Source organism: Paenarthrobacter nitroguajacolicus (genome assembly GCF_031455195.1).
Classification (GTDB): domain Bacteria; phylum Actinomycetota; class Actinomycetes; order Actinomycetales; family Micrococcaceae; genus Arthrobacter; species Arthrobacter nitroguajacolicus_D.
On sequence record NZ_JAVDSH010000003.1, the window covers coordinates 283,851 to 307,974 of the forward strand.

Genomic DNA, 24,124 nt, shown 5'->3' on the forward strand with positions numbered 1-24,124 from the left:
TCTTGGTTACGGGAAGAGGGAGATGTTCCGGCGGGCAGTCCTGATGAACTGTCCCGCCGGAACAGCTGCTAAACCTCTTCTACGGAACTGGGCTCTGCACGAGACAGATCGATGCCCAGTTCTTCCGCAGCCGTGAAGACTGCGTCATCAGAGTCACGCATTTCGATCGTGGTTCCGTCCGTGGAAAGAACTTCCACGTTCAGGCACAACGACTGCATTTCCTTGATCAAGACCTTGAAGGACTCGGGAACGCCAGGCTCAGGGATGTTCTCGCCCTTGACGATGGCTTCGTAGACCTTCACACGACCGTGGATGTCATCCGACTTGATCGTGAGGAGTTCCTGAAGCGTGTAGGCGGCACCGTAAGCTTCGAGCGCCCACACTTCCATTTCACCGAAGCGCTGGCCACCGAACTGAGCCTTACCACCCAGCGGCTGCTGCGTGATCATGGAGTACGGGCCGGTGGAGCGCGCGTGGATCTTGTCGTCCACCAGGTGGTGGAGCTTCAGGATGTACATGTAACCGACGGAGATCGGGTCCGGGAACGGCTCGCCGGAGCGGCCGTCGAACAGACGGGTCTTGCCGGAGGAGTCGATCAGGCGGTCGCCGTCGCGGGTCACGTTGGTGGAGTCGAGCAGGCCAGTGATTTCTTCTTCACGGGCGCCATCGAACACCGGGGTGGCAACGGTGGTCTGGCCGGTTTCACGGGGCAGGTTCGGCAGGTTCTTGACCCATTCCGGCTCGCCTTCGATCTTCCAACCGGTCTTGGCTACCCAACCGAGGTGGGTTTCCAGGACCTGGCCAACGTTCATTCGGCCCGGAACACCAAGCGGGTTCAGGACGATGTCCACCGGGGTACCGTCTGCAAGGAAGGGCATGTCCTCGATCGGGAGGATCTTGGAGATAACACCCTTGTTGCCGTGACGGCCGGCGAGCTTGTCGCCGTCGGTGATCTTACGCTTGGCTGCAACGTAGACGCGGACCAGCTGGTTCACGCCCGGGGGCAGTTCGTCGTCGTTGTCGCGGTCGAAGACGCGCACGCCGATGACCGTACCGGACTCGCCGTGGGGAACCTTCAGGGAGGTGTCACGGACTTCGCGGGACTTCTCACCGAAGATGGCGCGGAGGAGGCGCTCTTCCGGGGTCAGTTCGGTTTCACCCTTGGGGGTGACCTTACCTACCAGGATGTCGCCGGCTTCAACCTCGGCACCGATGTGGATGATGCCGCGCTCGTCCAGGCCTGCCAGGACTTCCTCGGACACGTTGGGGATGTCACGGGTGATTTCCTCGGCACCAAGCTTGGTGTCGCGGGCATCAATTTCGTGCTCCTCGATGTGGATGGAGGAAAGAACATCCTCAGCAACAATGCGCTGGGACAGGATGATGGCGTCCTCGAAGTTGTGGCCTTCCCATGACATGAATGCCACGAGCAGGTTCTTACCGAGGGCAAGCTCACCCTGGTCCGTTGCGGGACCGTCAGCGATGATGCCGCCAACTTCCAGGCGCTGGCCTTCGTTGACCAGGACGCGGTGGTTGTAGCAGTTGCCCTGGTTGGAACGGGCGAACTTGTTGATCCGGTAGTTCGTCTCGGTACCGTCGTCGTTGATCATGACAACGAGCTCGGCGGAAACCTCGGTGACCACACCTGCCTTCTTCGCGATGACAACGTCACCGGCGTCGACGGCTGCTGCGCGCTCCATGCCGGTGCCCACGAAGGGAGCCTCGGAACGGACCAGCGGCACGGCCTGGCGCTGCATGTTGGCACCCATGAGTGCGCGGTTTGCATCGTCATGCTCGAGGAACGGGATCAGGGCGGTTGCCACGGACACCATCTGGCGCGGGGAAACGTCCATGAACTGAACGTCTGCAGCGGGAACCAGAACGGGCTCGCCTCCACCACCACGGGCACGGACAAGGACGGTCTCTTCGGAGAACTTCTTGTCAGCGTCCAACGGAGCGTTGGCCTGTGCGATCAGGACCTCTGCTTCATCGTCGGCGGTCAGGTACTGGACCTCGTCGGAAACGACACCTTCGGACACCAAACGGTACGGCGTCTCGATGAAGCCGAACGGGTTGATGCGGCCGTAGGAGGCCAACGAACCGATCAGACCAATGTTCGGGCCTTCAGGGGTTTCGATGGGGCACATACGTCCGTAGTGGGACGGGTGAACGTCTCGGACTTCCATGCCTGCGCGGTCACGGGACAGACCACCCGGGCCAAGAGCCGACAGGCGGCGCTTGTGGGTCAAACCCGAAAGCGGGTTGTTCTGGTCCATGAACTGTGACAGCTGGGACGTTCCGAAGAACTCCTTGATGGCTGCCACAACGGGACGGATGTTGATCAGCGTCTGCGGCGTAATGGCTTCGACGTCCTGCGTGGTCATGCGTTCGCGAACGACGCGCTCCATGCGGGACAGGCCGGTGCGGACCTGGTTCTCGATCAGTTCGCCGACGGCGCGGATGCGACGGTTGCCGAAGTGGTCGATGTCGTCGATGTCGACGCGGAGCTCGTGGTCTTCACCATCGCGCTTGCCCATGAGGGTCTTCTCGCCGGCGTGGAGCGCAACGAGGAACTTGATCATGGCAACGATGTCTTCAACGTGCAGGACCGAAGCTTCCTTGTCGCCAAGGGAGCGGTCGATGCCGAGCTTGCGGTTGATCTTGTAGCGGCCAACCTTGGCCAAATCGTAGCGCTTGGCGTTGAAGTACAGGTTGTCCAGCAGGGACTGGGCAGCCTCGACTGTGGGCGGCTCGCCCGGGCGCAGCTTGCGGTAGATATCCAGAAGGGCGTCTTCGCGGGTTTCGGTGGCGTCCTTCTCCAGCGTTGCACGCATGGAGTCGTACTGGCCGAACTCTTCCAGGATCTGGCCTTCGGTCCAGCCGAGTGCCTTCAGGAGAACAGTTACCGACTGCTTGCGCTTACGGTCAAGGCGTACGCCGACCTGGTCGCGCTTGTCGATTTCGAGTTCGAACCATGCACCACGGGACGGGATGATCTTCGCGGTGAAGATGTCCTTGTCACTGGTCTTGTCTGCAGTGCGCTCAAAGTAGGCGCCCGGCGAACGGACCAGCTGGGAGACGACGACACGCTCGGTGCCGTTGACGACGAACGTTCCCTTCTCAGTCATGAGGGGGAAGTCGCCCATGAACACGGTCTGCTGCTTGATTTCGCCCGTGTTGTTGTTCATGAACTCGGCCTTGACGTACAGCGGGGCCGAATAGGTGGCGTCACGGTCCTTACATTCGGCCATGGTGTACTTCGGGTCAGCGAACTCCGGCTCGGAGAAGCTCAGGGACATGGTGCCCTGGAAGTCCTCGATGGGGGAGATCTCTTCGAAGATGTCGGCAAGTCCGGAGGTGGTGGCGACGCTGAGGTCGCCCTCCTCGACAGCCTTCGCTACCCGCGCCTGCCAGCGTTCGTTTCCGACGAGCCAGTCAAAGCTGTCCGTCTGCAGGGCGAGAAGATTCGGAACATCAAGGGGTTCGTGAATCTTTGCGAATGAGAGGCGGCGGGTGGCACCATCGGTGCTTGCCGTGTTAGCGGTTTCGTTATTAGAGGTGCTCGAGGCGACCAAGAGGGATCCTTCCACAGACCTTCAGGCGTTTTCAGATCTCCCCCGTTTGCATCCCGCAGAGTGCTCCGCAGGATACTTGTTCCGGTTCCGCTATATGATCCGGACCCAGCCTGCCCAAGGCAGTGCACGTTAAGGAACGGCACGTCAATGGCGCAGCTGAGAGGTAAAGCCCACCGCTATATGAAGGCTGAAGGTTAACAGGGAAGACGCAAATATCTACAATACGGCAAAGTAGCCTTCCTGTCTACCCCAGATCGTCCGTGATTGCAAGCACCGTTGCTGCAGGCACCTACATGCCCTTGGAATGCCGCGAGGGCCACCATCGTTGAAGGGGGTAGGTTCACGCGTGCCCGCGATAGCCTTGCTACACCACTCCCGGATCGGAAGAGAGACCATGACCAACTCCGCTGACGACAATGATGTTGTCATCCTTGCCGCTTCCCGCACCCCACAGGGTCGGCTCAACGGGCAACTGGCGGGCTTCACCGCCGTCGACCTCGGCGCACATGCCATCGCAGCCGCCCTTGCGGCCAGCGGCGTTAAAGCCGAACAAGTGGACGCCGTGATCATGGGCCAGGTCCTGCAGGCCGGCGCCGGGCAGAACCCCGCCCGCCAGAGCGCCATCGCTGCGGGCATTGGGTGGAATATCCCGGCCGTGACCATCAACAAGGTCTGCCTCTCCGGCCTGACTGCCGTGATCGATGCCGCGCGCATGATCCGCAGCGGAGACGCTACCGTGGTGGTTGCCGGTGGCCAGGAATCCATGACCCGTGCACCCCACCTCCTGCCGGGATCCCGGCAAGGATGGACCTACGGGGCTATCCAGGCCCTGGACGTCGCCGCTCATGACGGCCTCACAGACGCCTTCGATGGCCAGTCCATGGGTCTTTCCACCGAAACCAAGAACGTTACCCTGGGCATCGACCGCACATCCCAGGATGAGGTCGCGGCCGCTTCACACCAGCGGGCCGCCGCCGCGATCGCCGACGGAACATTCGACGTCGAAATTGCTCCCGTCAGCGTGAAGCAGCGCAAGGGCGAGCCGGTGGTGCTCACCACGGACGAAGGCGTGCGGCCCAACACCACTGTTGAGACACTGGCTCCACTCAAGGCCGCCTTCGCCACTGACGGCACCATCACCGCCGGGAATTCCTCTCCCCTGTCCGACGGCGCCTCCGCACTGGTGCTGGCAAGTCGCCGCTTTGCCGAGGACAACGGTTTGGAGTACCTGGCCGTGGTGGGCAAGCCCGGCCAGGTAGCCGGACCCGACAACTCCCTGCACTCCCAGCCGTCGAACGCCATCGCCCAAGCCCTGAAGCGGGCGGGCTGGACAGCAGAGGACCTCGACTTCATCGAGATCAATGAAGCGTTCGGTTCAGTGGCAGTCCAGTCCCTGAAGGACCTCCGCTATCCGCTGGAAAAGTGCAACATCCACGGCGGTGCCATTGCATTGGGGCACCCCATCGGCGCGTCCGGCGCGAGGTTGGCCCTCCACGCAGCCCACGAGCTCAAGCGCAGGGGGACAGGCAAGGCGGCCGTTTCACTCTGCGGTGGCGGCGGGCAGGGCGAAGCCCTCCTCCTGTACCGCGACTGAGAGGACACAGCATGACTGGGAAAGTGATGGACGGAGCCGAGCGCTTCCTGAACGATGCCGCCGCCCGCGGACTGGACGTCGACGTCGTCGAACGTCCCGCCGCCAACAGCCTTGAAGAGGCTGCCGGCATTTTGGGCATCAGCCCCGCTGACATCGTGAAGTCACTGGTGGTGAAACACCGCGACGGCAGCTTCCTGTTCGCGCTCATCCCGGGAGATCGCCAGATTTCCTGGCCAAAGCTCCGGGCGCTGGTGGGCGTGAACAAGCTCTCGCTCCCCCACGCCGACGTGGCCTTGGCTGCAACCGGCTACGAACGCGGAACCATCACGCCCCTGGGCAGTACCACGCCTTGGCCCGTGTATGCGGACGCCACGATTACGGGACGCCGGATCTCCATGGGCGCAGGTGCGCATGGACGCAGCGCCTTCGTGGACGCAGACGCCCTCACGGCAGCACTGGGGGCCACCGTAGCGGACATCAGCGAACCCTCCTAGCTGCTTAAAGCAGGAAACCCCGCCCGGCTCCTTTGACGGAACGGGCGGGGCTTCCACAAGCAAGAACGAGTTACTTGAGGGTAACCGTTGCGCCAGCTTCTTCGAGCTGAGCCTTTGCCTTCTCTGCGGCTTCCTTGGTGGCGCCTTCGAGAACAGCCTTCGGTGCGCTGTCAACCAGGTCCTTGGCTTCCTTGAGGCCGAGGGAGGTGATGGCGCGAACTTCCTTGATCACTGCGATCTTCTTGTCGCCAGCAGCTTCGAGAACGACGTCGAATTCGGTCTTCTCTTCAGCAGCTTCAGCAGCACCGCCGGCAGCGGGGCCAGCAACTGCAACAGCAGCAGCCGTAACTTCGAAGGTCTCTTCGAAGAGCTTGACGAACTCGGAGAGCTCGATGATGGTCAGTTCCTTGAAAGCTTCAATGAGCTCTTCGTTGCTGAGCTTCGCCATGGTGGCGTCCTTCCATTAGTTGGTGCAGGTCCGGGCTAAACCGGTCCATGCACCAGAGTTTGATTGAGGGGAGAACTTAGTTCTCTTCGGTTGCAGCTTCAGCGGCTTCGGCCGGAGCCGCAACCTCTTCAGCAGCAGCCTCTTCGGCGGCCGGGGCTTCTTCAGCGGCCGGTGCAGATGCGCCGCCCTCTTCTTCAAGCTTGAGGCGCAGAGCGTCGATGATGCGTGCAGCAGCGGATGCGGGAGCCTTGAGGACACCAGCAACACGGGCAAGCTGCAGTTCGCGGGACTCGAGGGCTGCCAGTGCGGCAACTCCTGCTGCGTCCAATGCCTTGCCTTCGAAGACGCCGGTCTTGATAACCAGCTGCTTGTTGGCCTTGGCAAAGTCCGTCAGGCTCTTGGCAGCAGCAACAGCGTCACCCTTGATGAAGGCGATTGCAGTGGGGCCAGCAAGCTGATCGTTGAATGCTTCAACTCCAGCTTCCTTGGCTGCAATAGCGCTCAGGGTGTTCTTGACGACCGAGAACTTGGTGTCCTGGCCGAGCGCAACACGCAGTTCCTTGAGCTGTGCAACAGTGAGCCCGCGGTATTCGGTCAGGACAGCCGCGTTCGATTCCTTGAAATCGTTGGTGATCTCTGCAACTGCGGAGACCTTGCTAGGCGTTGTCATAACCCTCCTTCCGGGGATAAAAGCCGGTCTTCCGGGTCCCCGCTCACGAGAGCTAAAACTAAAAACGCCCCGCGCAGATGCACGGGGCTTGGCTCAACACAGTTTGATCCGTGGAGACTTGCTTCGTTCACCTGCGCCGGCCGCCCTATGTTCAGGGGCCTTCGTCAAGGAATTCACTTGTGCCTCAGGGGCGCAGCTGCAGAATTGAGCTGGGCTCGAAAGAGTGGATTCCCATCAACCGACGGTCTTTGGTACTTCAAGGTTACGGGAGAGTGTTCGTCAAACCAAATCGGCGGTGGCCTAGTCCGACGTCGTTGCTCCCGATCCCCGCCCCGGAAGTTCCTTCTGCCACAATCCGGTGACGCCCGCCGTCGCGAATCCAAGCTGCTTGTTCACGGTAAGGAGGTAACGGTTCTCGGGCGCATTCCATGTGTAGATCACACGCGCATCGGGGAACTGCTCGCTGAGCCTTTCCATGTTGGCCACCTTGATCAGCAGGCCCAGCTTGTTCCCGCGGTGTTCCTGGAGGACCAGTGTGTCGTCCTGGAACACCACATCCTGGCGGTGCGCCAGGACGCTGATGGTGGTCAGGCCCACGATGCGTCCGCTCTCCACGTGCTCGACGGCGGTGACCACGGTTCGCCGTCCCTGCGCCAATGCGGCGTCCTCGGTTTCGCGCAGGACAACGGGATCGAAAACCATGCCGCTGGCCTCAAGTTCGGGGGCCTCGTCTTCACCGTCCTCACGGACTACCTCTCCGGCGGCGTTCTCCAGTGCGGCCACGGCCTCCAACCAAGGTTCAGGGCAGCGGTCGGTCCAATGGTGAAGGGCGTAGCGGCCGCCATTGGCGTCGTCGGCTTCCAACTGCAGGGCGGCAGCCAGCTTGGAGTCGAGCGGCAGCGCGCAGGAACTGAATTGTTCGATGTGCTGGAGTGTGTAGCCGGCCTGCTTGGCGAAGTCCACCTCCCGGCTGCTGACCGGAACAAAGCCTGCTCCGCTTCCGGGAATCAGTTGGTCTTCGGGTATCTCGGTGAGGGACGTGGCCGGATGGTTCGTGTCCACCAGTACCATCGTGCGGCCCTCTGCCCGGGCCAATTGCTCCGCCGCTTCCAGCAACTGGCGTCCAACACCGCGGCGCTGGAACTCAGGAAGGATGTCCAAGGTGAACTCTGCCAGGTCCATGTTGTCCGCCAGAGGCAGGGCGATATCCACGGTGCCCACGATGACGCCGTCCAATTTCGCCACCAGGATGATCTGGCGCTCATACGGATCGGAAAACTCAAGCAGTTTCTCCAACGGGGTGTAGGCGAGGTCGTCACTCCCCCACGTCTCCATCCGGACCCTGCGCCCAACCTCCACGGCGGCCAGGAAATCAGTAGCATCAGGGCTGTCCACGGTGTCAGGCACCCAGAGCTGCTCGATGTGAACGGTCTTCGCCTCGTCTACAGTCATCCCAGCCGTTTCTGCCATTCGCCTTCAAAGCCGGAGGGCTTGAATCCCAGGGCGATATTTATGGCCAGCATATGCCGGTTTTCATTGGCGTTCCATGTCAACACCGACGTGGCGTCAGGCCAGGACTCCTTGGCACGACGCAGATTGGCGATCTTCACCAACATTCCCAAGCCATGCCCGCGGTGCCCCGGAGCCACCAGGGTGTCCTCCTGATAGATCACTGCGGGCCTGGCGTCCCGGTGCGTGAGTACCGTGTAGGCAGCCAGTTCGCCGGTGGCATCGTGCCGTGCCGCCGCCGTTAGCGAAGCACCACCACTGGCCTGCCAAGTCGCTTCGTCCTGCCGCACCCGTGCGGCATCCCAGTCCTCGCCCTCCCAACCCAGCCCAGCGAGGGGCACCTCGGTGCTCATCAACCCCTTGAGTCGGGCAAAGGCGTCCACCAAGTCCTCCGGGCAGCTGTCCGGCCACGTTAGAAGGCTGTACCCCGCGGCTTTGGGCACCACTCCTGCTTCGCGCTCCCGGAGCAGTGCTTCACGCGGCGGAAACGGCAGCAGGCTGCTTGTTTCCACCTGCTCCAACGAATAGCCATGGTGCAGGGCGAACCGGGTCGACGCGAAGTCCAAGGGCACGGCGCCTGCCCCCGATTTTGACTCCAGGACCTCCGTGCCGGGCGCCACAAGCTGGATGGGTGCCCCGCAATAGGCATCGAACGACACCCGTCCCCGTCCTCGCGCCAGGTCCTCCAATGCCTTGAGGATCACCGACCCAAAGCCTCGCCGACGATAAGGTGCGCTGACCAGGACGTCCACACCCGCCGTCGTCGTGTTCTCGCTCAATGGCAGCGTCAAAGTTCCGCTGCCCACTACGGTGCCGTCAAGGCGGGCCAGGAAAACCTGCCGTTCTTCGTAGCTGTTGCCCTGCCAAAAAAGCACCGCCTCAGCGAAGGTGGCACAACGGTCCAGGTTGCCCCAGAGCTCCAGTTCGTGGGCCTCTTCCAACTCATGGAAAGTGCGGAAGTCGGCCACTCCGCTGGCGTCAGGACTTTTGGGGACGCCGATCCGTTCTACGGACAGCCCCCCGCGTGCAGAAAAGTTCGACGTCGACACGCACCACAGCCTACGGCCCACCTCGCTCTGGGAACAGGTGGGGAAAGAAAAGGGACCGCCCGGCAAAAGCCGGACGGTCCCTTTCAGAGCAAGAGCTCCCGAAGCTTACGCGTCGGTGAGTACCTTGGTGACGTTGGGGTCAACGGTGATGCCCGGACCGAACGTCGTGGCAACGGTAGCCTTCTGGATGTAGCGGCCCTTGGAAGCGGACGGCTTCAAACGAAGCACCTCTTCCAGTGCAGCTGCGTAGTTCTCGGCCAGCTTGTTGGCGTCGAAGGAAACCTTGCCGATGATGAAGTGCAGGTTCGAGTGCTTGTCGACGCGGAAGTCGATCTTGCCGCCCTTGATGTCGTTGACAGCCTTGGTGACATCCGGGGTAACCGTACCGGTCTTCGGGTTCGGCATGAGGTTACGCGGGCCGAGGACCTTACCGAGGCGGCCAACCTTGCCCATGAGGTCAGGGGTTGCCACTGCGGCGTCGAAGTCGGTCCAGCCGGCTGCGATCTTTTCGATCAGGTCATCGGAACCAACGAAGTCGGCGCCGGCAGCGATTGCTGCTTCAGCCTTGTCACCGGTTGCGAAAACGAGGACGCGGGCAGTCTTACCGGTGCCGTGCGGCAGGTTGACGGTGCCACGAACCATCTGGTCGGCCTTACGCGGGTCAACGCCCAAACGGAAAGCTACCTCAACGGTTGCGTCGAACTTGGAAGGGTTGGTGTCCTTCGCGAGGTTAATGGCCTCGACCGGAGCGTAAACCTTGTCCGCCTCGATCTTGGCTACGGCTGCCTCATATGCTTTGCTGCGCTTTGCCATGCTGCTGTTTCTCCTTGTGCAGTTGTGGTCTGCGGACCGCGCTGGGCCCTGCCACAGTCGCGGGATCCGGCAAGGATCCTCACGACATTTCAATGTTCAAATACCGGTTGCCCGGCGGGTGAAAGCTGGGATCAGCCCTCTACCGTGATGCCCATGGAACGGGCGGTGCCTGCGATGATCAGGGCAGCTGCCTTGATGTCGTTGGCGTTGAGGTCTTCCATCTTGGTGGAAGCGATCTCTTCAACCTGTGCCTGGGTCAGCTTGGCAACCTTGACGGTGTGCGGGGTAGCCGAACCCTTGGCAACGCCTGCAGCCTTCTTGATGAGCTCTGCAGCCGGCGGGGTCTTGGTGATGAAGGTGAAGGAACGGTCTTCGTAAACCGTGATTTCAACCGGGATAACGTTTCCGCGCTGGGATTCCGTTGCAGCGTTGTACGCCTTGCAGAATTCCATGATGTTGACACCGTGCTGGCCAAGCGCAGGACCGATCGGCGGAGCCGGGTTAGCGGCACCTGCCTGGATCTGCAGCTTGATGAGGCCGGTGACCTTCTTCTTGGGAGCCAATGTAGGGTCCTTCTCTCAATAGCTTCCTGGGACACAGGAGCGCGTCCCAGGTTGGTGGCCGCCATGGCGAGGCGGCCGGCCGCTCCCGAACTGCTAAGCAGGCAGGACTGGAGCGAAATTTTTGGATCAGCTAGATCTTGGTGACCTGGTTGAATGCGAGCGTCACCGGGGTTTCGCGCTCGAAGATCGAGACCAGTACCACCAGGGTCTGGGACTCGGGCTTGATTTCGGAAATCGTGGCCGGGAGGGTCTCGAAAGGGCCCTCCTTGACGATGACCGATTCGCCGACCTCGAAGTCGACGGCCACGGGAGCCTGGTTCTGCTTGTTGACCGGCTTGCCCTGCTCTGCCTGCTCTTCTTCGAAGACCGGGGCGAGCATGGAGAAGACCTCATCCAAGCGCAGCGGAACCGGGTTGTGGGCGTTGCCCACGAAGCCTGTTACACCGGGAGTGTGGCGGACGGCGCCCCAGGAAGCGTCGGTCAGGTCCATACGGACAAGAACGTAGCCGGGGATGCGCACGCGGTTGATGACCTTGCGCTGCGCGTTCTTGATCTCGACGACCTCTTCCATGGGCACCTGGATTTCGAAGATGTAATCTTCCATGTCCAGGGTCTGGATGCGGGTCTCAAGGTTGGCCTTGACGCGGTTCTCGTAGCCTGCGTAGGAGTGGATGACATACCAGTCACCCTCCTGGCGGCGCAGCTTGCCCTTGAATTCCTCAGCGGGATCCACGGGTGCTGCAGCAGCAGCGGCAGCCAGGGCGTCGCCGTCGGACTCTTCCGAAGCATCCTCGTCGTCTGCGACAGCGGACGCGTCGTCCGACTCGTCATCCACGTCAGCTTCGAAAGCGTCATCGGAATCATCGGCGTCGGCAGATTCGGGCGCAGCGGAATCCACCTCGGACTCTTCCGCAGCCTCGGCTGCAGAGTCGTCCGTGCTTTCAGCGGGCTCTTCCAGCTCAGTCTCGTTTACCTCGAGCTCCTGCTCAGACACTTGGTCTCCTGCTTCCTCATTGCCTAACATGCCTATTTAAATGGCTCAATTCCGCAAACCCCGCGAATTCCCTGAACTACCAAGGAATTTCGCACAGTTTACGGACAGATCCGCTTTAGCGGTCCCCAGCCCCAGTCCCACCGAAGACCCAACTGGCTCCCGTCCCGAAGGCGAGATCCAGCAGGCTGACGATGACCATCATGATGACCACGAACACCAGCACCACGAGCGTGTAGTTGATCAGTTCCTTACGGGTGGGTGCAACGACCTTCTTCAGTTCCCCAATGACCTGGCGGACGAAGAGTGCAATACGGGCGAAGAAGCCGCGATCGGCTTTCTTTGCGGGACGGCCCTTCGAGCTGCTGGCAGCTGTTTCGGTCACCTGGTCCTCACTCACCTTGCAAAGTCGTTGACCCGACTCTGATCAGAGCCATGGTTGCTGCGCGTGTTCCGGCGTTTCCGCCGGAACAGCTTGCGCAGGGCAGACAGGACTCGAACCTGCAACCTGCGGTTTTGGAGACCGCTGCGCTACCAATTGCGCCACTACCCTATGGAATGAATCCATGTTTCAGGCCGCACTTCAGCCTGTGGTGCTTTTCAACACCGGTGAACCAGTCTACGCAAGAATTTCGCGATAGTCGAACCGGCCCGTTTACCTGCCTCCGGGCCCCGAATAAAGCCTGTGACCAGCAACATCAGTCACAAAGTTCGGCAGGCACCCGGGAGCTCCGCAGAACAGCATAAGGTAGTTTACGTCGAATCCCATCATCCAGCCCATGAGCTGCCTGCGAAGAACGGTACCTAGATGTCAGCCGGAACAACTGCCGCCCGCATTTCACAGCGAATCTCCGCCATTGCCGAGTCCGCCACCCTTGCCGTTGATGCCAAGGCCAAGGCATTGAAGGCCGCGGGACGCCCCGTGATTGGGTTCGGCGCCGGTGAACCCGATTTCCCCACCCCGGACTACATCGTCCAGGCAGCCATTGAAGCGGCCAGCCAGCCGAAATACCACCGCTACTCCCCCGCCGGCGGCCTTCCTGAGCTGAAGAAGGCCATTGCCGAAAAGACCCTGCGGGACTCCGGCTACAAGGTTGATCCTTCCCAGGTCCTGGTGACCAACGGTGGCAAGCAGGCTGTCTACAACACCTTCGCAACCCTGGTGGACCCGGGCGACGAAGTCATTATCCCCACCCCGTTCTGGACTACCTACCCGGAGGCCATCCGCCTCGCAGGCGGCGTGCCTGTCGAGGTTTTCGCCGGCCCCGAACAGGGCTACCTGGTGACCGTCGAGCAGCTCGAAGCCGCTGTGACGGACCGGACCAAGATCCTGCTGTTCGTTTCTCCGTCCAACCCCACCGGTGCTGTCTACAGCCCGGAACAGGTGGCAGAGATCGGCAAGTGGGCTGCGGCCAAGGGCCTGTGGGTCGTCACGGACGAAATCTACGAGCACCTTACCTACGACGGCGTCGAGTTCACTTCCATTGCCACTGCCGCGCCGGAACTGGGCGACAAAGTTGTCATCCTCAACGGCGTCGCAAAGACCTACGCCATGACCGGATGGCGCGTCGGTTGGATGATCGGCCCCGCAGATGTCATCAAGGCCGCCACCAACCTTCAGTCGCACGCGACCTCGAACGTTTCGAACATCATGCAGGTTGCAGCCGCCGCCGCCCTCACGGGCCCGCTGACCGCCGTCGACGAAATGAAGGTTGCCTTCGACCGCCGCCGCAAGGCGATCGTTGCCGGCCTGAACGCCATCGAAGGCGTTGAATGCCCGACGCCGACAGGCGCCTTCTATGTCTACGCTGACGTCCGCGGCCTGCTGGGTAAGGAATTCGAGACGTCCAACGGCCCTGTCCGCCCGGAAACCTCCGCTGAACTCGCCGCGCTCATCCTCGACGAAGTTGAAGTTGCCGTAGTTCCAGGCGAGGCCTTCGGCCCCTCCGGCTACGTGCGACTTTCATACGCCCTCGGGGACGACGACCTTGCTGAGGGCGTCCGCCGCATCCAGGAATTCCTGGGCAAGGCCAAATAAGGCTCCCTCCTGAAGCGAACGCTCTTCCAGCCCCGGCGGGTGGAAGAGCGTTCGCTTTTAAGCGGGCGGGACGTGAGTGAGCGTCCCGCCCAAGCGGGTGGGACGTGAATGAGCGTCCCGCCCAAGCGGGCGGGACGTGAGTGAGCGTCAGAGGAGGCGGCGCTCGGCCGCCCATTTCGTGAGCTCGTGCCGGCTGGAGAGCTGCAGCTTCCTCAAGACCGCGGACACGTGCGTTTCCACGGTCTTGATGGAAATGAAGAGCTCCTTGGCCACTTCCTTGTAGCTGTAACCACGGGCGATCAGCCTCATGACTTCAAGTTCACGGGCCGAAAGCTTGTCCAGTTCGTCATCCGCGATGTCCGCCGGAGCGGTCCCAAAGGCATCGAGCACAAAGCCTGCAAGCCGCGGCGAGAACACTGCATCGCCGTCGGCCACCCGGATCACGGCATCGGAAATCTCCTTGCCGGAAATGGTCTTGGTGACGTAGCCACGGGCGCCGGCGCGGATCACGGAGACCACGTCCTCGGCTGCGTCGGAGACGCTGAGGGCCAGGAAACTGGTGGTACCCAGGAGGGCATTCGAACCGGCAATGACTTCACGTCCGCCGCCACCCAGCCCGCCCGGGAGGTGGACGTCAAGGAGCACCACCTCCGGGCGATTCTCCGCGATCACGGCGATGGCCTGTTCCACGGTGCCAGCTTCCCCCACCACGTCCATGCGTTCATCGAGGTCGGCTTTGAGCCCGGAGCGGAAGATGGTGTGGTCATCCACGATCACCACCCGCACCCTGCGTCCCGCACCACTGTCAGGGTTGATATTCATTGCTTCGATTCTCCGTTCCGAACATCATTGGTCCGTTGTTCCCCGGCATCCACGGTTGCTGAAGGGAGCGCCAAGCGGACTTCCGTTCCCTCCTTGCTGCTGGTGATCACCGCAGTACCGCCGTGCCGCTTCATGCGTCCGATGATCGATTCCTTGACGCCCAGCCTGTCTTCCGGGACAGCATCGGGGTCGAAGCCTGGGCCGCGATCCTTAATGTAGATCTCCGTAATGCCCGCCGTACTTTCCAGGTACACAGATACCGTTCCGCCACCATGCCTTGCAGCGTTGAGCATGGCTTCCCGGGCTGCCTGGACCAGGGCCTCGTGCCGGTCAGTCATCTCGGTGTCGCCCACGGTTACCACTTCGACCGCTTGGCCGTGGGAATCTTCCACCTCGGCCGCCACGGATTTAATTCGGTCAGCGAGGAGGCCGGATTCCTTGGCGGCATCGCTGAAGAGCCAAGCGCGGAGTTCGCGTTCCTGCGCCCTTGCCAGGCGAACCACGTCCTGTTCGGAACCGGCCCGGCGTTGGATCAGGGCCAGGGTCTGGAGGACGGAGTCGTGCAGATGCGCGGCAATCTCGGCCCGCTCCGTCTCGCGTACCCGTCCGGCCCGTTCGGTTTCCAGGTCCTTCCAAAACTTAAGGCCCCATGGCAGGAGCACCAAGGCCACCCCGCCCAAAACAGCCACGGATGCCAACAGTGCCAACCAGGTTTGCTCCCACGAACCCGAACCGGACACCATCACCAAGACACCAGCCACAACCAGCGCCAGGCCTGCTGCCAAGCGGACCCAGCCGCCGGCTTGGTCGGCTTTCGTCTTGTCCACCAGGCCGGCCCTGCGGGTCTCATCCAACTGCATCCAGGCGATCGCCGCACCACCCAGGATGGCCGCAGCCGGGATGAGCGTCCCCAACGGGACGTCCACGCCGAACTGGCGCGCGATCAGGATGGCCGCTACCAGGAGCAATGCCGTGCCCAGCAGGATCTCCTTGCCGTACTGGATCCGACGGAAGGAGAACCACGATGCCAAGGCAGTGCCGCTCCACCCGTCTGCAGCGGGGGTGGCGCTAAAGCCGGGCGCCGTTCCCGCCGGACTGGCCGAAGCTCCCGCAGCTGATCCGGCAGCGGCTGCGGCCCCGCCCGCCAAAGGTCCGCCAGACGCGGCTGGCGGCAGTCCGGCGTCGAACGCTGCAGTGGGCCCGACGGCAGGTGCCGGCGGGGACGGCAGGCTCACCGCCGGAGCAATAGGCGACGCCGGTCGGCGGGCGTTGCGCTTGGCGCTCTCATCCGCGGTGGGAACCATGGTCCACAGCCACGCGTAGAAGGCCACGCCCGCCCCACCCGCGAAGCAAGCCAAGATCATGCCGAGCCGCACGTACTTGACGGGCCAGCCCAGGTGATCGGCCAATCCACTGCAGACGCCCGCGATCATGCGGTCGCTGCTGCGGACCAGCGCGGGGCGTTGTACAGCGCTTGTCATGTACCAATCCAAACACGGATCAGGGCGCCCCGGACCGGGAACCAGCGTTGTTCGGGGGTCTCTCAGGGATCATTCAGGGTATCCCCCAGTAGAGGGCACGGCACGCGGGACGGCAGGATCGAAGTATGAACGCGAACAGCATGAACCCAGAGGAACCCGGAACGCCTGGCACTGCCGGCCCATCCGGCTCCAGTGCCTACACCGGTGCTCCTGCGGGCACTGGTTCTGAGGGCGGCAAGGACGCTCCGACCAGTGGGGACCCTGCCCCTGCCCAGCAGAACTTCTTCGACTGGATCCGCAGCCAGGGTATCCGCCGTGGACCGGACCGGTGGATCGGCGGCGTCGCGAGTGGCGTGGCCCACCGGTTCGGTATCGACCCCCTGATCGTTCGGGGCATCTTCATCGTCCTGGCACTCTTTGCCGGCGTGGGCGTACTCCTCTATGGTGTCGCCTGGGCACTCCTGCCCGAGCCTGATGGCCGGATCCACGTACAGGAAGCTGCTGCGGGCCGCTGGTCCGGAGGCATGACCGGCGCACTGATCACTACCATCATTGGCCTGCCGGGCCTGGGCCGCGGTTTCTGGGGCTGGGGATGGGATGGATTGCCCGGCCTGTTCTGGACCCTGTTCTGGATGGGTGGCGTCTTCTACCTCATCTACTTCCTGGTCCAACGCAACAAAGGTTCGAAGGGAACTCCGCCTGTGGGGCAGCAAAACTACGCCACGGCTCGGGGCAGTTCGCCTGCCTATGGAACGCCAACCGCCTACAGCACCACGACGGCGGCGGGCACCAACACCGGCGTTCCTGTTTATGGCGCAGCCCCAGCTGGGACCAAGCACCATGGCCGCCCCAATCCGTCCGGAAGCTACAGTTCAGGCCCGGTTCCTCCTTATGGCCCGGCTGGTCCGTCCAATCCTTCCGATCCCCGTCCGCCCTACGGACCCACTCCTCCACAGGGCTGGGAGCCACAACCGGCTGCCCCGAAGCGCAAAGGACCCGGGCCCGCGATTGTCGCAGTGTCTGCCGGTGCCGCGCTGCTGGCCGGCGGAACGTTGAAGGCGCTCGACGCCGGCAATGTCATTGAGCTGGGCAACTCCGCTAACGCCGTGGTGTGGGCCACCGGGGCTGCGGTCCTTGGCCTCGGCATCCTGGTGGCAGGTCTCCGTGGACGAACGTCCGGATTCCTCGGATTCCTCGCGGTCGTGGCGCTTATCATCGGCGGAATCTTCAACGTGGTTCCCAGGAACGGGGACCGCTTCAGCTTCCACGACGTGAACTGGGCACCCACCAGCCTGGAGCAGGCGCGTCTGGGCATCAATGTCACGGGAGCCCAAGGCCGGTTGGATTTAAGTGACATGACGCTGCAGGCGCCCTTGATCTCCCAAGTCGTGGTCCCAGTGGACGCCACCGCCAGCAACGTCACCGTCATCATCCCGGACAACGTACCCGTGGAAGTCAAGGCGGACATAACCTTCGGCAACCTCAACGAACGTGGCTCGGACCGCGGTGGCCGTCTCCAGGACGACACCACCCTCTACAACTCGGAAAAGCCCGGCGCCAACCTCGTGGTGGAAATCGACGGCACGTTCAGCAACGTGACCATCCAGGAAGGAAACTGACATGAGCACCAACGAGCCAGACGAGGCACGCGACGCCCAACCGACGGAGGCCCTGCCGAAGGAAACCCGCCCCACGGAGGCCCTGCCGAAGCCCGGCCTGCAGCCCATCCCCTTGACCCCGCCGTTGGAGCCTACTTTTCGGGTGGAGCCAAGGGACGACGACGAACCCCGCCAAGCCAGGGTCGGAACCATTGTGTGGGGTTTGATCGTCATTGCCTTAGCCGCCCTGATCGTTATTTCCACGCTCGGCTGGGTGGCACTGAATGGCACCTACGTGCTGATCGGCCTCATGATCGGAGCTGGAGCGGCATTGGTGGTCGGCGGCCTCCTTTCCGCCCGCAAGGGTTCGGCAAAACCAAAGAGTTCGGCGCGGTGACTTGGCCGTGCACGTGACAAAGCAACCACAACAGGGGAGTGTGTAGCCATGGACAAGTTCTTCAGCATCGTCAGGGGCTTCGGCCTGAAGCGTGGGCCACAACGTTGGCTGGGCGGCGTCTGCGGAGGGATCGCAGCCAAGCTCAACGTGGACGTAGCGTACGTCCGCGTCGCATTCCTGCTCTTCTGCCTGCTCCCCGGACCGGCATTCGTGGTCTACATCCTGGCCTGGCTCATCCTGCCGGACCAGCACAGCAAGATCGCCCTCGAATCCTTCATCAGCCAACGTTCCCGCTAGTCGCCGGTTACGTCGCGAAGCGCCCTGCCGGTTGGCGGGGCGCTTTTGCTGGTTTTCAGCCATGTTTCCAATACCGCACGGCCAGGTTAAAAAGTAACCGTTTGTGTCCCACCCCACATGCCCGTCTACAATCATGGGGAGCTCAGCGTGGCGCTCTGACGTATTCCTCCAAGCCATGAGTGAGCAAACATGAAAATTGGCATTCTTACCAGCGGTGGCGACTGCCCCGGCCTCAACGCAGTGATCCGTGGAGCAGTCCTCAAAGGCATCGCCATCCACGGCCAGGAGTTTGTGGGCTTCCGTGACGGCTGGCGCGGAGTCGTTGAAGGTGATGTCATCGACATCCCCCGCACCATGGTCCGCGGTATCGCCAAGCAGGGCGGAACCATCCTGGGCACCTCCCGGACCAATCCTTTCGAAAACGGCGGCGGCCCGGACGTCATCAAGGCGCACATGGAGCGCCTTGGCATTGACGCCATCATCGCGATCGGCGGCGAGGGAACCCTGGCTGCTGCCAAGCGGCTCACGGATGCCGGATTGAAAATTGTTGGGGTCCCCAAGACCGTGGACAACGACCTCGATGCCACTGACTACACCTTCGGTTTCGACACCGCCGTCCAGATTGCCACCGAGGCCATCGACCGGCTGCGCACCACAGGTGAATCCCATCACCGCTGCATGATCGCCGAGGTCATGGGCCGCCACGTTGGCTGGATCGCTTTGCATGCCGGCATGGCGGCCGGCGCGCACGCCATCTTGATCCCGGAGCAGAAGGCAAGCATCGAAGAGATCACCGAATGGGTCCAGGAGGCCCACGACCGCGGCCGTGCACCGCTGGTGGTTGTGGCCGAAGGCTTCGTGCCGGACCACATGGAATCCCCCCACTCCGAGCGCGGCCTGGATACGTTCGGCCGTCCGCGGCTTGGTGGCATCGCCGATCAGCTGGCACCCGAGATTGAGGCCCGCACGGGCATCGAGACCCGCGCCACCATCCTGGGCCACATCCAGCGCGGCGGCGTCCCCACCGCCTACGACCGCGTCCTGGCGACACGCCTGGGCATGGCCGCCATCGACTCCGTGGTGGAAGGCCGTTGGGGCACCATGGTGGCCCTTAAGGGTACGGACATCTCCCACGTAGGTTTCGAGGAAGCCCTGGGCAAGCTTAAGACAGTGCCGCAGCACCGCTACGACGAAGCGTCGGTGCTGTTCGGCTAGGCTGAATCCATGACATTAGAGCCCACGTCCGCTGCCATTATCCAGCTGGCGTGGGCTCGCCATTTGGGGCTCGACGACGACGCTTTCGCCACCGCCGCTGCGCGGCTCGCCTCAGCCGGGGCTGACCCTGGCGATCCCGCCGACAGAATCACCCGCGCAGACGAGTCTGCCCGGGCCGTGGTCTTCCTGCGGCTCTTCGGAGTGTCGGCCCTGGTGGGACCGCAATGGGCGTTGGATGCGGCGGCGAGGCTCCCGGACACCGACCTTGCCCAGCATGTAACGCTGTTGACCCTGACCCGTTCACACGGCGGACACGGACTGGGGTCCTCGGCCTTGTTCTTCGCCGACGATTTGCCACTCCAACAGCCCTCGGATGACCTCATGGTCTCCCCCGGCAACCCCGAAGCCATCCTCCTTGAAGGGCTGTGCCCTCCGGATGACGTCAACGAAGTGGGGCTCCAGGGCCTTGAACACCGGTTCACCATCATGCATCCGGAGGAGGAGCAATCCACCCCTGTGGCCTGTGGAGCCTACTCCGAGTGGGAGGGGATACTGGCTGACATGGGCGTGCTGGTTGCTCCTCCGTGGCGCCGACGCGGCCTGGGAACGCTGGCTGCTTCCATCGCCGCCCACGAAGCCCTGGCGGCAGGCCTGACGCTCCAATGGAAGGCCGACGTCAGCAACACCGGAGCGCTTGCGATGGCCCGTCACCTCGGCTTCGCCACGGGCGGGCTCCACGCAAGCGTCCGGCTCGGCTGACACCCTCCGGAGTTTCCTGTACAGCCAACGACCCTAAGAGGCGCTCATAAGGGCGTCAGCTGTTCAGAAACTCCGATGCTAGCGCTGGAGTTCGGCGCTTGCTTCCTCAGTTTGCGCCGGAGCCTTGCCACCCCAGCCCGATACTGACTTCGGTTTCCCAAAGAACAACGCAACGACAGCGCCCAGCAGGATCGCGCAGGCGGGCAGGATGATGGACTGGCTCATCGCCGTCGAGAATCCTGCGTGAAGGGCTTCCGGCAAGACGCCGCTCATGGAGGCTTCGCCAACAGGGGCACCAGCGGGCGCCGCAGGCAGTTCTGCTGCCAGCCGCGACTGGATCAACGCAGCGATGGCAGCCGAACCCAGTACGGCACCAATCTGGCGCGTGGTGTTGAAGACACCTGAACCAGCGCCAGCCTGGCGCGGTGCCAGGTTGCGCGTGGTGGCGTTGGACACGGGGCCCCAGATGAACGCGTTGGCAATACCCTGCAAAGCGCTGGGCAGCAGGAACATCCAGATGGGGGTGTCCGGTCCCAGCAAGGCCGCGGTCCAGAACAGCGCTCCTGCCATGCAGACGAGCCCGAACGCCGCAAAGTACCGTGGGTTGGCACGGTCAATTAGCTTGCCCACAAAGGGGGCCAAGGCACCTGAAATCACGGCCATGGGGATCATGAGAAGCGCCGACTGCGTGGGCGTCAGGCCGCGGACTGTCTGGTAGTAGAAGATGGTGGGCAACGGAAATGCCGTCACGGTAAAGCCAACGGCCATGATGGTGGTGTTGCCAAGAGAGAAGTTGCGGTCCTTGAACAGGCCCAACGGAAGCAGCGGTTCACCGCCACGACGCTCAAGGATCCACTGCCAGGCAACAAAGAGGACCAGCACAACGATCCCTGTGATGATGAGTCCCCACACCGAGATGAAACCGGAAACGGTTCCCCACTTGTAGGTTTGGCCCTCCTGGATGCCGAAGACCAGCAGGAACATGCCGACGGCGGAAAGCAGCACACCGACGACGTCGAAAGTGTGGCTGTGCGTGGTCAGTTTCGGCACGAACCGGGTTACCAGGATGAAGGCGACCAGTCCGATAGGAACGTTGACGAAGAAGATCCACTCCCAACCCAGGCTGTCCACCAGGACACCGCCAAGGATGGGGCCGACAAGGACCGCCATGCCTGCGGTGGCGCCCCACAGGCCCATGGCAGCACCCCGACGGTCCGGGGGGAAGATACGGGTGATCACGGCCATGGTCTGCGGTGTCATCATGGCAGCACCCAGGCCCTGGACCGCGCGGGCGGCGATCAGCATGGTGACATCGCCTGAGAGACCACACCACAGGGAAGCAAGTGTGAAGACCACCAGGCCAATCAGGTAGAGGTTCTTGGGACCGAAACGGTCACCCAACCTGCCAGTGATCAGCAGGGGCACCGCATAGGCCAGCAAGTAGGCGCTGGTGACCCAGATGACGGCGTTGATGTCGGTATTGAGGCCCTCCATGATGCGCGGATTCGCGACCGACACGATGGTGGTGTCGATGAGGATCATGAAGAACCCTACGACGAGTGACCACAGCGCGGGCCACGGCTTAGCTACGTTTTCCAAGGGATTCCTTTGGCTTGTTTGAAAGTTCGGCAGGAGTTGGCTGGGGTTCGTCCCAGGGCAGTTGCCCGCTGCTCAACTCCTCAAGGAGACCGCGGATCCACGCGATCTCCGTTCGGCGCATGGCCTGTTGGTAGGTGATATCAATCCAGTACTTACGATCCAGTCCTTTGCCAGTCACAACGCCCTCGGCATGGACCAGGAAGTCGAGGTCGGCATTGAGCGCCACCAAGCGCTGCTCGAGCAGATCAGCCACCACCTGCGCGGGCAAGTGGTGGGCTTCGGCGATGGCGTGGGGGAAGAGCGGATATTCGTTGACAGGTGTGGACAGCATGGCCTGCAGCCGGGAGTCCAGGGCTTGGTGGCCTGCGTCGGTAATCCGGTACGTCGTCCGCTCGGGGCGATTACCTTCCCGCTCGGTTCCGGTCGCCTCCACGAGTCCGTTTTCTTCGAGACGGCCTACCGAGTGGTACAGCGTACCCGGACGGACCTTTACCAACCTGTCTTCATGGCGGGCCATGAGCAGCTGGTACATCTCGTACGGATGCATGGGCCCTTCGGCCAGAAGTGCCAGTGACGCCACACCGAGCGGTGTCAGTTCTGCAGCTTTGGGCATACAGGCCCTCCCTCATATATTCCACAACAACTATTCCACGTGGAATAGCCTGGCGCAAGAAAGCCCGGCCGCCATGGCGACCGGGCTGGCTTGGCAATCCGCTTCAGCCCAGCAGCGCCAGGATTTCAGTTCGGGAGAACATCGCGGCAGCCTCGCGTGCGGTGGGTCGGCCGGCGTCGGGGTCCGCCCCCGCATCCAGCAGGACCCGAGCGACGCTGGTGTAGCCCTTGAAGACAGCACCGGCAAGCGGGGTCTGGCCGCGGTCATTGGCCGCGTTGGCGTCCGCGCCATGATGCAGGATCAGCTGCACGGCTTCGTCGTGGCCGTGATAGGCGGCCAGCATGAGGAGGGAATCCCCGGCAGCGTTGGTCAGGTTCGCCGGAGCGCCGGCGCCCAAATATCCCCGCAGCAAGTCCGTGTTGCCTTCACGGGCAGCATCGAACAGCGCATGGGCGAGGGCCAAAGCGTCGTCGTCCGCGCCGCCCTCAGTACCGGCGGCGTTGGTGGGTTGGCTCATCGGTGGGGTCCCTTCAGGAATCCGGTCTGGCGCCCGACAACCTGGCCGGCGTCGGGGGCGACGATCACTTCCTGGGCAGCGGCATAAGGTTCGTCACCGTCCATCACTGTCAGGTTCTCTTCCGCGGACACTGAACGCTTGATGACAGCCAAAGCCACTGGTCCCATTTCAAAGTGCTGCGCCACAGATGTCAGGGTACCTACCTTGCGTTCCCCGGCAAATACAACACTGCCCACGGCCGGCAGCGTGTGCTGCGAACCATCCAGCTGCAGGAAGACGAGGCGCCGCGGCGGGTGCCCCAGGTTGTGGACACGTGCGATGGTCTCCTGGCCCTTGTAGCAGCCCTTGTTCAGATGGACGGACGTCCGGAGAAGATCCAACTCGTGGGGAATGGTCTTCTCGTCAGTCTCGGCACCAAGCCTCGGCCGCCACGCCGCAACACGGAGGGCATCCGCTGCCATCGCACCAGCCACGGGCAGGCCGTCCACAGCACGTTCCAGCTCGGCAGCCGGAACCAAGTACTCGAACCAGGGACGCTCAAGGCCAGGGTGGGACTCCTCCGCAACGACGCTGTAGGCGTAGCCGCCCGGGCCGACATGCGGCCAGGGGTCTTCCCACACCAGGCTGGACGACAACTGCTCAACAGGCTTAGTGGCACCCACCACGGCCCACTGCTCCGAGACGTCCTGGATCTCGACACGCAGCATGAACTTCATCTTGTTCAGCCATTCGGCCAAGGGACCCGCTTCCGCCGCCTCGACGATCAGCCAAGTGGTTTCGCCGTCGTCAATGACCCGCGCATCAAATTCAATGCGGCCCTGCACGCTGAGGAGCAGCAACTCGCTGGCGACGCCGGGCTGCAGGTTGGTGAGCTGCTGCGAGGACAGCGTATTGAGCCAGCTGAGCCGGTCCGGGCCGGACACGGTCACCACGCCGCGGTGTGAAAGATCGACGACGGCGGTTCCGGTCGCCAGGGCGCGCTGCTCCCGCAGGGGCTCGCCGTAATGCGCCGCGACACCGGCGTCGAGGCCGGTATCTTCGACCGCGCCAGGGCGCGACAACAGGGGGCTCTTGTAAGTCAT

23 protein-coding genes and 1 tRNA gene are annotated in these 24,124 nt (G+C 62.8%); 8 read left to right on the forward strand and 16 right to left on the reverse strand.

Features of this window, described 5'->3' with window-relative positions; genetic code table 11:
• Positions 1–68 precede the first annotated feature (68 nt).
• Positions 69–3,575 (reverse strand): DNA-directed RNA polymerase subunit beta, encoded by a 3,507-nt coding sequence (rpoB, locus tag J2Y68_RS08725; RefSeq protein ID WP_144648597.1) that lies wholly within the window; start codon positions 3,573–3,575, stop codon positions 69–71.
• 394 nt (positions 3,576–3,969) lie between these two features.
• Between rpoB and J2Y68_RS08730 the strand changes: the two genes are divergently transcribed.
• Positions 3,970–5,169, forward strand: a complete 1,200-nt coding sequence (locus J2Y68_RS08730; protein ID WP_309992224.1) for an acetyl-CoA C-acetyltransferase — start codon at positions 3,970–3,972, stop codon at positions 5,167–5,169.
• Positions 5,170–5,180: 11 nt separating this feature from the next.
• Positions 5,181–5,663: an aminoacyl-tRNA deacylase gene (locus J2Y68_RS08735; protein ID WP_309992227.1), complete on the forward strand. Its 483-nt coding sequence runs from the start codon at positions 5,181–5,183 to the stop codon at positions 5,661–5,663.
• Positions 5,664–5,733: 70 nt separating this feature from the next.
• Here J2Y68_RS08735 and rplL read toward each other — a convergent pair whose 3' ends face one another.
• The 9 genes from rplL to J2Y68_RS08780 form a co-directional block, all read right to left on the reverse strand.
• The gene (rplL, locus tag J2Y68_RS08740) at positions 5,734–6,111 is read right to left on the reverse strand and encodes a 50S ribosomal protein L7/L12 (RefSeq protein ID WP_011775604.1); all 378 of its coding nucleotides are present in this window, start codon (positions 6,109–6,111) and stop codon (positions 5,734–5,736) included.
• A 76-nt stretch (positions 6,112–6,187) separates the two neighbouring features.
• A complete protein-coding gene (gene rplJ / locus J2Y68_RS08745; protein WP_062073190.1) occupies positions 6,188–6,781 on the reverse strand; it encodes a 50S ribosomal protein L10 in 594 nt (197 codons plus the stop codon).
• 300 nt (positions 6,782–7,081) lie between these two features.
• On the reverse strand, positions 7,082–8,251 hold the full coding sequence (locus tag J2Y68_RS08750; RefSeq protein ID WP_309992232.1) for a GNAT family N-acetyltransferase: 1,170 nt from the start codon (positions 8,249–8,251) through the stop codon (positions 7,082–7,084).
• Positions 8,230–9,339: a GNAT family N-acetyltransferase gene (locus J2Y68_RS08755; RefSeq protein WP_309992234.1), complete on the reverse strand. Its 1,110-nt coding sequence runs from the start codon at positions 9,337–9,339 to the stop codon at positions 8,230–8,232. Before J2Y68_RS08755 ends, J2Y68_RS08750 begins: the two co-directional genes overlap by 22 nt.
• 105 nt (positions 9,340–9,444) lie before the next feature.
• Positions 9,445–10,152 carry a 50S ribosomal protein L1 gene (rplA, locus tag J2Y68_RS08760; protein ID WP_211712117.1) on the reverse strand — a complete coding sequence of 236 codons (708 nt, stop codon included), beginning with the start codon at positions 10,150–10,152 and terminating at the stop codon, positions 9,445–9,447.
• 131 nt (positions 10,153–10,283) lie between these two features.
• Complete coding sequence (rplK, locus tag J2Y68_RS08765; protein WP_011775609.1) at positions 10,284–10,715, reverse strand: 50S ribosomal protein L11; 432 nt, start codon at positions 10,713–10,715, stop codon at positions 10,284–10,286.
• Between the two features lie 130 nt (positions 10,716–10,845).
• Positions 10,846–11,709: a transcription termination/antitermination protein NusG gene (gene nusG / locus J2Y68_RS08770; RefSeq protein WP_309992238.1), complete on the reverse strand. Its 864-nt coding sequence runs from the start codon at positions 11,707–11,709 to the stop codon at positions 10,846–10,848.
• A gap of 115 nt (positions 11,710–11,824) precedes the next feature.
• A complete protein-coding gene (gene secE / locus J2Y68_RS08775) occupies positions 11,825–12,106 on the reverse strand; it encodes a preprotein translocase subunit SecE (protein ID WP_211712115.1) in 282 nt (93 codons plus the stop codon).
• Positions 12,107–12,186: 80 nt separating this feature from the next.
• A tRNA-Trp gene (locus J2Y68_RS08780) sits at positions 12,187–12,259 on the reverse strand.
• 255 nt (positions 12,260–12,514) lie between these two features.
• Here J2Y68_RS08780 and J2Y68_RS08785 point away from each other — a divergent pair.
• Positions 12,515–13,744, forward strand: a complete 1,230-nt coding sequence (locus J2Y68_RS08785; protein WP_309992242.1) for a pyridoxal phosphate-dependent aminotransferase — start codon at positions 12,515–12,517, stop codon at positions 13,742–13,744.
• 147 nt (positions 13,745–13,891) lie between these two features.
• Here J2Y68_RS08785 and J2Y68_RS08790 read toward each other — a convergent pair whose 3' ends face one another.
• The gene (locus tag J2Y68_RS08790; protein ID WP_309992245.1) at positions 13,892–14,566 is read right to left on the reverse strand and encodes a response regulator transcription factor; all 675 of its coding nucleotides are present in this window, start codon (positions 14,564–14,566) and stop codon (positions 13,892–13,894) included.
• Positions 14,563–16,047 (reverse strand): ATP-binding protein, encoded by a 1,485-nt coding sequence (locus J2Y68_RS08795; protein ID WP_309992248.1) that lies wholly within the window; start codon positions 16,045–16,047, stop codon positions 14,563–14,565. The genes J2Y68_RS08790 and J2Y68_RS08795 overlap by 4 nt, the downstream gene beginning before the upstream one ends.
• Positions 16,048–16,172: 125 nt before the next feature.
• On the opposite strand from J2Y68_RS08795, the gene J2Y68_RS08800 reads away from it, so the two are divergent.
• The 5 genes from J2Y68_RS08800 (at position 16,173) to J2Y68_RS08820 (ending at position 20,313) form a co-directional block, all read left to right on the forward strand.
• Positions 16,173–17,666, forward strand: coding sequence for a PspC domain-containing protein (locus J2Y68_RS08800; RefSeq protein WP_309992251.1), 1,494 nt, complete (start codon positions 16,173–16,175; stop codon positions 17,664–17,666).
• Position 17,667: 1 nt separating this feature from the next.
• Positions 17,668–18,042: a hypothetical protein gene (locus J2Y68_RS08805; RefSeq protein WP_309992254.1), complete on the forward strand. Its 375-nt coding sequence runs from the start codon at positions 17,668–17,670 to the stop codon at positions 18,040–18,042.
• 48 nt (positions 18,043–18,090) lie between these two features.
• Positions 18,091–18,339 carry a PspC domain-containing protein gene (locus J2Y68_RS08810; RefSeq protein WP_211712109.1) on the forward strand — a complete coding sequence of 83 codons (249 nt, stop codon included), beginning with the start codon at positions 18,091–18,093 and terminating at the stop codon, positions 18,337–18,339.
• 189 nt (positions 18,340–18,528) lie between these two features.
• Positions 18,529–19,554 carry an ATP-dependent 6-phosphofructokinase gene (locus J2Y68_RS08815; protein ID WP_211712108.1) on the forward strand — a complete coding sequence of 342 codons (1,026 nt, stop codon included), beginning with the start codon at positions 18,529–18,531 and terminating at the stop codon, positions 19,552–19,554.
• A 9-nt stretch (positions 19,555–19,563) separates the two neighbouring features.
• The gene (locus tag J2Y68_RS08820; RefSeq protein ID WP_309992259.1) at positions 19,564–20,313 is read left to right on the forward strand and encodes a GNAT family N-acetyltransferase; all 750 of its coding nucleotides are present in this window, start codon (positions 19,564–19,566) and stop codon (positions 20,311–20,313) included.
• A gap of 78 nt (positions 20,314–20,391) precedes the next feature.
• Here J2Y68_RS08820 and J2Y68_RS08825 read toward each other — a convergent pair whose 3' ends face one another.
• From J2Y68_RS08825 to ygfZ, 4 genes are all read right to left on the reverse strand, one after another.
• Positions 20,392–21,912 carry a DHA2 family efflux MFS transporter permease subunit gene (locus tag J2Y68_RS08825; protein WP_309992262.1) on the reverse strand — a complete coding sequence of 507 codons (1,521 nt, stop codon included), beginning with the start codon at positions 21,910–21,912 and terminating at the stop codon, positions 20,392–20,394.
• Complete coding sequence (locus J2Y68_RS08830; protein WP_309992264.1) at positions 21,896–22,525, reverse strand: PadR family transcriptional regulator; 630 nt, start codon at positions 22,523–22,525, stop codon at positions 21,896–21,898. Before J2Y68_RS08830 ends, J2Y68_RS08825 begins: the two co-directional genes overlap by 17 nt.
• A gap of 103 nt (positions 22,526–22,628) precedes the next feature.
• Positions 22,629–23,042 carry an ankyrin repeat domain-containing protein gene (locus J2Y68_RS08835; protein ID WP_211712104.1) on the reverse strand — a complete coding sequence of 138 codons (414 nt, stop codon included), beginning with the start codon at positions 23,040–23,042 and terminating at the stop codon, positions 22,629–22,631.
• Positions 23,039–24,124, reverse strand: coding sequence for a CAF17-like 4Fe-4S cluster assembly/insertion protein YgfZ (ygfZ, locus tag J2Y68_RS08840; protein WP_309992267.1), 1,086 nt, complete (start codon positions 24,122–24,124; stop codon positions 23,039–23,041). Before ygfZ ends, J2Y68_RS08835 begins: the two co-directional genes overlap by 4 nt.